The organism is Dactylosporangium maewongense, from assembly GCF_039531485.1.
GTDB classification, from domain to species: domain Bacteria; phylum Actinomycetota; class Actinomycetes; order Mycobacteriales; family Micromonosporaceae; genus Dactylosporangium; species Dactylosporangium maewongense.
This window is the reverse complement of record NZ_BAAAQD010000027.1, coordinates 155519-164817: the sequence shown is the minus strand read 5'-3', so window position 1 is coordinate 164817 and position 9299 is coordinate 155519. Positions and strand designations below refer to the sequence as shown.

The following is a 9299-nucleotide window of genomic DNA, read 5'->3' as shown; positions in this document are numbered from 1 at the left end:
CGGAGCTCATGCCGTTCTGGCTGGCCGAGGCCATGTCCGACCAGTTGGTGAACAGGCCGAAGCTCATCGAGCCGTACGACCCTCCACTGGAGACGTTCGACGCGTAGACCAGGTGCTTGCCGTTGTAGACGACGCTGGTGAAGTCCTTCAGCGACACCCACCCGGACTTCGGGTTGGCCAGCGCGCCTGTCGACGTCCACCGGTACGACGACGGCAGCGAGCACGACCCGCCCGGCGGCTGGGACGGCGACTGCGACGGCGAGGACGGCGGCGGCGAGGTCGGGCCGCCGAGCGAGACGAGCTTGAACTGCTGGTTGGCCTGGCCGTGGCAGTCGTACAGCTGCACCTGCTGACCGTTGCCGGTGCCCCACACGTCCAGGCAGCGCCCGGATTGCACGCCGCTGATCGTGCCGTTGGCGTTGACGTTCCACTGCTGATTGGTCCCGCCGTTGCAGTCCCAGATGATGATGGCGGTGCCGTTGGCGGTGCCGTTGGCGTTGGCGTCCAGGCACTTGTTGCCGTACACCTGCAGCGCCTTGCCCGACGTGTACGTCCATTGCTGGTTGGACTGGCCGTGGCAGTCGTACAGCTGCACCCGGGTGCCGTTGGTCTGCGTGGCGTTGGGGACGTCGAAGCACCTGCCGGACTGCGTGCCGACGATCTCGTTGGTGCCGCCCGGCGTGCCGGGCGGGGTGCTCCCGGTCGGCGAGGAGGTCGGGCTCACCGTCGGCGAGGTGGTCGGGCCGGCGGCGTTGAGGGCGTTGAGGACCGAGGTGTAGGCGGCCTTCTTGTTGCCGCCGCCGTCGAACAGCAGCGGGCTCTCGTTGGACCGCCACGAGTCGCTGTCCCGCACGCCCCAGACGGTGATCCCGACGCAGCGCGGCACGTTCATGCACGCCTGGGTCAGCCCGCCGTACTGCGACGTCGAGGAGTTCGTGACGTCGACCTCGGTCAGCGCCACGTCCACCCCGAGCGCCGCGAAGCTCGACAGCGTCGTCTGGAAGTTCCCCGGCAGCGAGCTACCCCCGGTGAAGTGGGTCTGCAGACCCACACAGTCGATCGGCACCCCACGGGACTTGAAGTCCTGGATCATCCGGTAGACGCCCTGCGTCTTGCCGTAGGACCAGTTCTCGATGTTGTAGTCGTTGTAGCAGAGCTTGACGGACGGGTCGGCGTTGCGCGCAGTGCGGAACGCCACCTCGATCCAGTCGTTGCCGGTGCCCTGCAGGTTGGACTGCCGGCGGCTGCCGTCCTCGTTGAACGCCTCGTTCACCACGTCCCAGTAGGCGAGCTTGCCCCGGTAGTGACCCATCACCCCGTTGATGTGGTCGATCATCGCCTGCCGCAGGTTGCTGCCGGACAGGCTCTGCATCCACCCCGGCTGCTGCCCGTGCCACGCCAGGGTGTGCCCGCGCACCTTCATCCCCCGCTGGGTCGCCCAGTTGTAGATCTGGTCGCCCGAGCTGAAGTTGAACTGCCCCCGCTGCGGCTCCGTCGCATCGGGCTTCATCTCGTTCTCGGCCGTGATCATGTTGAACTCACGGCCGGCGATCGTCGTGTACGTCGAGTCGCCCAGCCGACCGGCCGCGACCGCCGTGCCGAAATACCGGCCCGACTGCGCCGCCGCCGCACCCAGCGTGCTCGCCGCCGCGTCCGCCGCCGGCATCATCACCGCGGCCACGGCGACGGCCACGACACCGACCACACCAGCGGTCAGCGCTCTGATGGCGGACGATCTCTTCCGCCGGCTTCCAGCCACCTCGGTCTCCCTTGCTTCCGGTAATCGATGCACCGCGTGAGCGCTAACATCCCAGACCGGGCGTGACCTTGGCGCCAGCAGCGCCGGCCAATCAGCGAGCGCCTGGCGGAACGTTCGCACCTGAGACCGCGACGCTGCCAGAATCGCCGGCAACATTCAAGTCGAACGACTGCAGAATCGTACCCGAAAATACATATTCCCAGTTGGGACGACCTGCCTGTCGATCCACGGATTGCGTAATTTTCGGCGACGACCCGGCCGCATGGTCACGAATAACAGTTTTCCGGAGCCAATTCCGGGGACCCGAACAGCGGCCACGGTTTTCGAAACAATTGACCCGCCAGACGCATGCACGCAGAATTCAGCAATCGATCAATATCGAATTCTAAGGAGCGCCATGACCGACTCGCACATCGCACCCGGCGGTCGCAGACGACCGGCCGTCGCGGCCGGCGCCCTCGCGGTGGCCGCGGCGCTCGCCGGCACGGTCGTGGCCGCCCGCACCCCGGCTCTCGCCGCGCCGATCGTGCCGGGACAGAGCACACCCATCGTCGGTGCCCAGTCGGGACGGTGCCTGGACGTCAACGGCGCCTCGACCGCCAACGGTGCACAGACGCAGCTGTGGGACTGCACCGGCCGCACCAACCAGCGGTGGACGTACACCTCGGGCAGGCAGCTGACGGTGTTCGGCACCAAGTGCCTGGACGCCTACGGGCGCGGCACCACCAACGGCACGGGGCGACCCACGACCAGCGCGGCGTCTCCGCCTTCAGCCTGGCCGACCGCTCCCGCACGACGGTCGCCGCCGACTACGACGGGCGGCTGTTCAACTCACCCAACGACCTCACCGTCGCCGCCGACGGCACCGTCTACTTCACCGACCCGACCTACCAGCGCGGCAACCGGCCCGATGCCATGAACGGCGTGACCGGCGTCTACCGCGTGCGCGGCGGCCGCGTCGAGCTCGTCGACGGCGGCCTGCGACAGCCCAACGGCATCGCCCTCGCACCGGACGGCCGCACCCTGTACGTCGCCGCCATGGGCACCAACCAGATCTTCCGGTACCCCGTCGGCGCCGACGGCAGCATCGGCGCGCGCACCCTGTTCGCGTCGATGAACGGCCCGGACGGGGTGACGATCGACTGCGCCGGCAACCTCTACTGGGCGTCGAACCCCGACGGCACCGTCCAGGTGTACGCCCCGAGCGGCACGCGGCTGGGCACCATCACCGTCGGCCGCGGCACCACCAACGCGGCCTTCGGCGGCCCCGACGGCCGCACCCTGTTCATCACCTCCGGCACGCCCTCGTCGGGCTCCGGCATCTTCAGCGTGCGCCTCAACCTGCCCGGCAACCCGTACTGACCCGGGCCGCGCCACACGCCGCCCAGTGCCGCCCGCGGCGTCCGCCAACGCCGCGGGCGGCGGGGCGCCGCACGGCCGGCCGGTGGATCCGGCCGGCCGTACGACCCAGGCAGCGAAAGCCTTCAGCCGCGCAGGCTCCACTGCTGGTTGCTGCCGCCGTTGCAGGACCAGAGGATGATCTTCGTGCCGTTGCCGGTGCCGGCTCCGTTGGCGTCCAGGCACAGGCCGGACTGCACGCCGGTGATGGTGCCGTTGGCGTTGACGTTCCACTGCTGGTTGGCCTGACCGTTGCAGTCCCAGATCACCACGGCCGTGCCGTTGGTCGTGCCCCGGCCGCTGGCGTCCAGGCACTTGGTGCCGAACACCGTCAGCTGCTTGCCCGAGGTGGCGGTGAAGCGCTGGTTGGTCCCGCCGTGGCAGTCCCACAGCTGCGCCTGCGTGCCGTTGGCCGGGTTCGTGCCGCCGATGTCGACGCACCGGCCGGACGCGCCCCCGGCGATCATCACGTTCTGCTGGCTGCTGCCGCCGCCCTGCTGCCGCACGAGCCACTTCGACTCGGCCGACCGGTTTCCCTGCGCGTCGAGCACGAACAGCCGGTACTCCCCCGCCGACGCCGGCACGGCGATGGACGTCGCGGTGCCACCCGCGCTGGTCATCGTCGGACCGGCGACGAAGCTGGTCGTGCCCGACGGGGCCAGCCAGACGGTCCTGGTCGCGTCGCCGGCACTGCGGATCGGGACGCTGGCCGTCGCGCCGGCGACGAAGGTGCTGGCCGGCAGCACGAGGTTCGCGGCCTGACCCGAGGCGACGATGTCGCGGTACGGCTCCTCGATTCCGGCGTTCACGGCGATGCCGTACGCGGCCGCCGGCCACACGTAGTCGGCAGAGACGACGATGTCCTGGACGGTGCTGTTCGGCAGCGTCTTGTTCGAGACCTTGTTGATGGCGCCGTACGTAGCAGTGATGCTCAGGTCGTGCTTGCGGCCCCAGTCGTCGGAGTTGATGAGCCACGTGACGTTCTTGTCGACGCTGAGCACGTTGTCCCTGAAGGTGATGTACGCCGATCCTTCGTCCGGATGCAGTCCGTACTTGTGACCGGCCGGGACGCCCTCGAGGTAGTTGTTGGTGACGGTCGTGCCCGGCTGGCTGCCCAGCGTGTAGATCGGGGCCGTGTCGCTGAGGCGCTGCACGGTGTCGATGATGTGGTTGTAGCTGATGGTGTTGTTCCGCGCCGTGGTGGTCGGCCGGTTCGGCGCGATCGAGCCCGCCGACCCGTCGAAGTTCCACCAGCCCCAGCCGAGGGTGATGCCCGCCCAGGGCGCCTTCTCGATCCGGTTGTGCTGGATGCTCAGCGTGTCGGCGAAGTACGCGGAGACGGGGCTGTGCCCGTTGAACAGCACGGCGCTGTCGTACAGGTAGTTGTTCTTGATCTCGATGTTCTTGCTCAGGCCCTCGACCTGGGCGGAGTACTTCTCGCGGTTCGTCGAGGTGCCGTCGCCGATGTACACGTGCTGCGGATGGCCCACCGTGACCGCGGAGCCGGCGATGTCGTTGGTGGCGTTCCCGATCAGCCGGCTGTTCTGCACGTCGTTGACCATGTTGACGCCGTCGGCGCCGGTGTGCTGGATGCGGTTGCGTTCCAGCACGATCCCGTCGGCGTTGTCGATCTGGACGGCACCGGGTGCGACGTCGACGTTGCGGTAGTAGTAGTCGTGGAAGTTGCCCTTCGCGTACGCGAAGGCACCGAGATTGCCCTGCTGCGCCTGCTTGAAGGCGGAGCCGGCGACGTTGAACAGGTTCCAGTCCGAGTGCTCGACGGTGAGCCCGGAGAAGGTGATGTTCCGGACGTGGCTGCTCGTGGACTGACCGGCGACCCGCAGCGCGGTGGTCACGTTGTTCGGCGCGTACACCGGCGCGGTCGTCATGTCCTCGGAGCTCGACTTGTAGTAGTACAACACCCGGCTCGTCTTGTCGAAGAAGAACTCGCCGGGCGCGTCCAGGAACTCGTAGGCGTTCATCAGCTTGTGGCTGCCGCCGGCCTGGGCGTCGCCGTTGTACGAACCCTGGGCGATCGCCGCGCCGGGCTGCTGGAACAGCGCCACCCGGTTCGCGCCGTCCGCGCTCGTGGTGACCTGGCGGACCCCCACGATGGCGGTGGTCCAGGTCGTCGCCGTCTCGATCTCGATGTCGTCCTGGTTGCGGGCGACGGCGGGGAAGTCCGCGAGGCTGTACTTGGACCCGTCGCATTCCGAGCCGGACTCCCACGCCCAGGCGGCCTGTCCCGCGCTGACGGTGTAGGTGCCGTAACACCCGGCCGAGTTGACGGTCTTGGTGGCCATGACCGCCCGCTTGCCGTTCACGTACAGCGACCGCAGCTTGTTGCTCCGGTTGAGCGGTGCCTTCCAGATGTTGCCGCTGTGCTGCGTCCAGCCGGTGACCTGAACGCCGGCCTCCAGCACGGGGCGCTCGTTCTGGTAGGCGGCGTACACGACGCGGTAGCCGTTCGTGCCGGAGTCGCTCGGCGTGAACTCGATGGTGCTGGAGATCGGATAGCTGCCGCCGCGGAGGTACACGTAAATGTCGCCGGTCATGTTCGCGTTGACGGTGCGGACGGCGTCCCGCGCGCGCTGCACGGTCTTGAACGGCGCCGCGATCGTGCCGGCACTGGTGTCGCTACCGTCGGGGGCGACGTAGAACGTCGCCTGCGTGGCGGCCGCGGCCGGTGGCGGGCTTGCGACGGCCGGCAGCAGCACGGCGGCGACGGACACCGCAACCGCCGTGAGCAACCTTCCAGCGGTGGAGAACGCTGACTTCACGTTTCGGTCCCTTCTTCTCTGCCCGTCGGCGGGGCTCGCCGGCCGTTCGTTCGGCGGTGAACGGCGCGCCGGCGGGTGATCGCGTCGGCTGGGGTGCCGGTCGGCGCAGGGCTCTCACAGGGCGGCCCGTCACCTCGGACCGACGCGCCACCACGCAGAGAGTAAACATCATACGTATGAGGAGCAAGGTCTTGCATGTGTCGATGCTTCCCTCTGCGCGGAATGCGGCCGTGCGCGTCGAAGCCGCCGGGAAAGTTCCGGAACACCGCGCCGGCCCAGGACGGTGCCGCCGCCGGGAACGTCGGCTACGACGGCGGCATCGCACCGGTCCGCCGGGGAGCGCCCGGCACAGGTGACGCGCCCGGGTCATCGGCCGAGCCAGCCTCCGTCGACCGGGATGACGGCGCCGTGCACGTAGCTCGACGCGTCGGAGGCGAGGAACACCGTGACGCCGGCCAGGTCTTCGGCCCGGCCCCAGCGCCCGGCCGGGATCCGCTCCATGATGGCGCGGTTGCGGTCAGGCTGGTCCCGCAGCGCCTGGGTGTTGTCGGTGGCGATGTAGCCGGGTGCGATCGCGTTGACGTTGACGCCGCGGCCGGCCCACTCGTTGGCCAGGGCGCGGGTCAGACCGGCGATGCCGGACTTCGCGGCGGCGTAGCCGGGCACCGTGACGCCGCCCTGGAAGCTCAGCATGGACGCGGTGAAGATGATCTTCCCGGCGCCGCGCCGCAGCATTCCCCGGCCGACGTCGCGGGCGAGCACGAACTGGGCGCTGAGATCGACCTCGAGGACGTGGTCCCAGTCCTCGTCGGTGTGCACCTCGGCCGGAGCCCGGCGGATCGTGCCCGCGTTGTTGACCAGGATGTCGACCGTGCAGGCCGGCCCGCTCAGCCACGCCGCGAGCTCGCGGACGGCACCGCGGTCGGACAGGTCGGCGCGGTACGGCGTGAACGACCGGCCTTGGCGCTCGACCCTTTCGGCGATCTCGCTGCCGGTGTCCTCCAGCGCGGCGCTGACGCCGATGATGTCCGCGCCGGCGCCGGCCAGCGCTTCCGCCATCGCCATGCCGATGCCGCGGCGGCATCCGGTCACCACGGCGAGCCTGCCGGTCAGGTCGAACGGGTTCGGGACCGACGGGCTCACGTGTCGCCTCCGCAGTCGACGAGCACCTTGACGTCGCCGCCGGCCTCGAGGGCCTGGAACGCGGCCGCCACGTGCTCCAGCGGCACGATGCGGGAGATGAGCCGTCCGGCCGGCACCTGCCCGCTGTGCACGAGGCGGACGGCCTCGTCGTAGTCGTCGCGTTGGTAGACCCGGACGCCGATCATCTCCAGTTCGCGCCAGAAGACGCGGTGCAGGTCGACCTCGCGCGGGGCCGGGTGGATCGCGACGACGACGAGGCGCCCCCGCACGGCAAGGAGTTCCGTGGCCGTTCGTACTCCGGCAGCGGATCCGGACACCTCGAACACCACGTCGGCGCCCGCGCCGCCGGTGGCGTCCCGCACGTGGGCGGCGGGATCGAGCGCCACCGGGTCGACGGTCGGCAGGCCGAGGTCCGCGGCGACGGCACGGCGGTGCGGGTCGAGCTCCAGGACGGTGACCGCGGCGCCGGTGGTCTGGGCGACCTTGGCGATGAGCAGCCCGACCGGGCCGGCTCCGATGACGACCGCGTGCTCACCGGCGCGGAGCCGGGAGCGGCGCACGTCGTGCACCGCCACCGCGGTCGGCTCGATCAAGGCCGCGTGCCGCAGGGGCAGGTCCGCCGGGAGCGGCACCAGGATGCCGGCCGGCACGGTCCAGCACCGTTGCATCGATCCGGTCGAGTCGATGCCCACGAAGTCCAGCCGGTGGCAGATGTGGGTGTGCCCGGCGGCGCACGCGGGGCAGTTCCCGCACCAGTTCAGCGGCATGACCGTCACCGGATCGCCGACCGTGTGCCCGGTGACGCCCTCGCCGAGCGCTGCGATGCGGCCGGACATCTCATGCCCGATGACCGCGGGCAGGCGCACCCGGTGGTCCATGGCGCCGTGCAGGATGTGCAGGTCGGTGCCGCAGATGCCGGTGTACGCCACGTCGATGCGCACCTGCCCCGGACCGGGTGGCACCGCATCGGTGTCCTCGACGACGAACGTGCGGTCGCCCACGTAGCGGGCACTGGGGTTCATGCGTCCTCCTCGTTCAGGTGCCACACCTCGCGCATCGGGGCCCACCAGTGCCCGGAGCCGGGCTCGGCCAGGGACTCCTGACACGGGTCGGTGAGCGTCCACCACTGCTGGGTCTGCGGGTCCGCGGCGATCCTGGCCTGGTCGGCGGCGTGGTCGGCGCCGACGTACTCGTAGTAGCCGAACAGCAGATCGCCGTGCAGGAAGATCGTGTAGTTGCGGATGTTCGCCTGTCGCAGCGTCCGCTGGACGCTGGGCCACACGGCGGCGTGCAGCCGCAGGTACTCGTCCCGGTGCTCCGGCCGGAGCCGGATCACGGAGCCGTAGCGTTGCATCTGGGTCCTCTTTCGGATGTGGTGTCGTTGTCCTCGCCGGAGCCGGCACGGCCGGGGTGTCCGACCGCGGCAAACATCTGATGTATCTATAGTGGAGGTCCGCCGGGACGCCTCCCGTGCCGGCGGGTCCAGGACCGGCTCGGAGGAGACGCGGTGGCACTGACCGACGAGGCGATCACCAGGATCCGCACCATGATCCAGAGTGGTGAGCTGCCGCCGGGTTCGCGGCTGCCCCCGGAGCAGCAGCTCGCCGCACAGATGGGGCTGTCGCGCAGCGGGGTGCGGGAGGCGGTGAAGGTGCTCGAGTCGGCCCGCGTGCTCGACGTGCGCCGCGGGGACGGCACCTACGTGACGAGCCTCGCGCCGCGGCTGCTGCTGGAGGGTCTCGGCGTCGCGGTCGAACTGCTGCGCGACGACACCCTGCTGGAGGTCATGGAGGTGCGGCGCATGCTGGAGCCGGTGGCGACCGGCATGGCGGCGCTGCGCATGTCCGAGGATGACCTCGACGAGCTCGCGCAGATCCTCGAGGACATGCGCGGCGCCGCCGGCGACGCGGAGAAGCTCATCGGGTTCGACACGGCGTTCCACCGCACCGTGGTCGCGGCGACCGGCAACGAGACGCTGACCTCGCTGCTGGACGGGCTGTCGAGCCGCACCCTGCGGGCCCGGGTGTGGCGCGGGCTGATCGAGGGTAACTCGGCGCACAAGACGATCGACGAGCATCACGCCATCTACCTCGCGCTGCGGTCCCGCGATCAGCTGCTCGCCCACGCCAGCGCGTTGCTGCACGTCAACACCTCCGAGGCGTGGCTGCGCGCGGTGCTGTCCGCTCCGATCGGCGACGGCCGGTAGCAGGACGCGGCGC

At 69.9% G+C, this 9299-nt stretch carries 7 protein-coding genes and 1 pseudogene; 3 read left to right on the top strand and 5 right to left on the bottom strand.

The annotated features are described in order from the left end of the window. On the bottom strand, positions 1-1669 hold a 1669-nt coding region (locus ABD332_RS47110; protein ID WP_425552399.1), incomplete at its 3' end, for a non-reducing end alpha-L-arabinofuranosidase family hydrolase. 352 nt (positions 1670-2021) lie between these two features. Here ABD332_RS47110 and ABD332_RS47105 point away from each other — a divergent pair. Together ABD332_RS47105 and ABD332_RS47100 are read left to right on the top strand one after the other, a co-directional pair. Then, positions 2022-2435, top strand: a pseudogene (locus tag ABD332_RS47105) (RICIN domain-containing protein); the annotation flags it as partial. Between the two features lie 20 nt (positions 2436-2455). Next, entirely contained in the window at positions 2456-3121 is a 666-nt protein-coding gene (locus ABD332_RS47100) for an SMP-30/gluconolactonase/LRE family protein (protein WP_344511369.1), read from the top strand. A gap of 122 nt (positions 3122-3243) precedes the next feature. Here the strand turns inward: ABD332_RS47100 and ABD332_RS47095 are convergent, their stop codons facing one another. From ABD332_RS47095 to ABD332_RS47080, 4 genes are all read right to left on the bottom strand, one after another. Then, positions 3244-5937 carry a ricin-type beta-trefoil lectin domain protein gene (locus ABD332_RS47095; protein WP_344511359.1) on the bottom strand — a complete coding sequence of 898 codons (2694 nt, stop codon included), beginning with the start codon at positions 5935-5937 and terminating at the stop codon, positions 3244-3246. A 366-nt stretch (positions 5938-6303) separates the two neighbouring features. Beyond that, on the bottom strand, positions 6304-7080 hold the full coding sequence (locus tag ABD332_RS47090; protein ID WP_344511357.1) for an SDR family oxidoreductase: 777 nt from the start codon (positions 7078-7080) through the stop codon (positions 6304-6306). Then, positions 7077-8102, bottom strand: a complete 1026-nt coding sequence (locus tag ABD332_RS47085; protein ID WP_344511355.1) for a zinc-dependent alcohol dehydrogenase — start codon at positions 8100-8102, stop codon at positions 7077-7079. Before ABD332_RS47085 ends, ABD332_RS47090 begins: the two co-directional genes overlap by 4 nt. Then, the gene (locus ABD332_RS47080; protein ID WP_344511353.1) at positions 8099-8434 is read right to left on the bottom strand and encodes an L-rhamnose mutarotase; all 336 of its coding nucleotides are present in this window, start codon (positions 8432-8434) and stop codon (positions 8099-8101) included. Before ABD332_RS47080 ends, ABD332_RS47085 begins: the two co-directional genes overlap by 4 nt. 153 nt (positions 8435-8587) lie before the next feature. On the opposite strand from ABD332_RS47080, the gene ABD332_RS47075 reads away from it, so the two are divergent. Beyond that, positions 8588-9286 (top strand): FadR/GntR family transcriptional regulator, encoded by a 699-nt coding sequence (locus ABD332_RS47075; RefSeq protein ID WP_344511351.1) that lies wholly within the window; start codon positions 8588-8590, stop codon positions 9284-9286. The last annotated feature ends 13 nt before the right edge of the window (positions 9287-9299 follow it).

Excerpts from the sequence above, each read along its gene's own strand:
- ABD332_RS47085 (WP_344511355.1), bottom strand. The coding sequence starts at position 8,102 with ATGAACCCCAGTGCCCGCTACGTGGGCGACCGCACGTTCGTCGTCGAG.
- ABD332_RS47080 (WP_344511353.1), bottom strand. The coding sequence starts at position 8,434 with ATGCAACGCTACGGCTCCGTGATCCGGCTCCGGCCGGAGCACCGGGAC.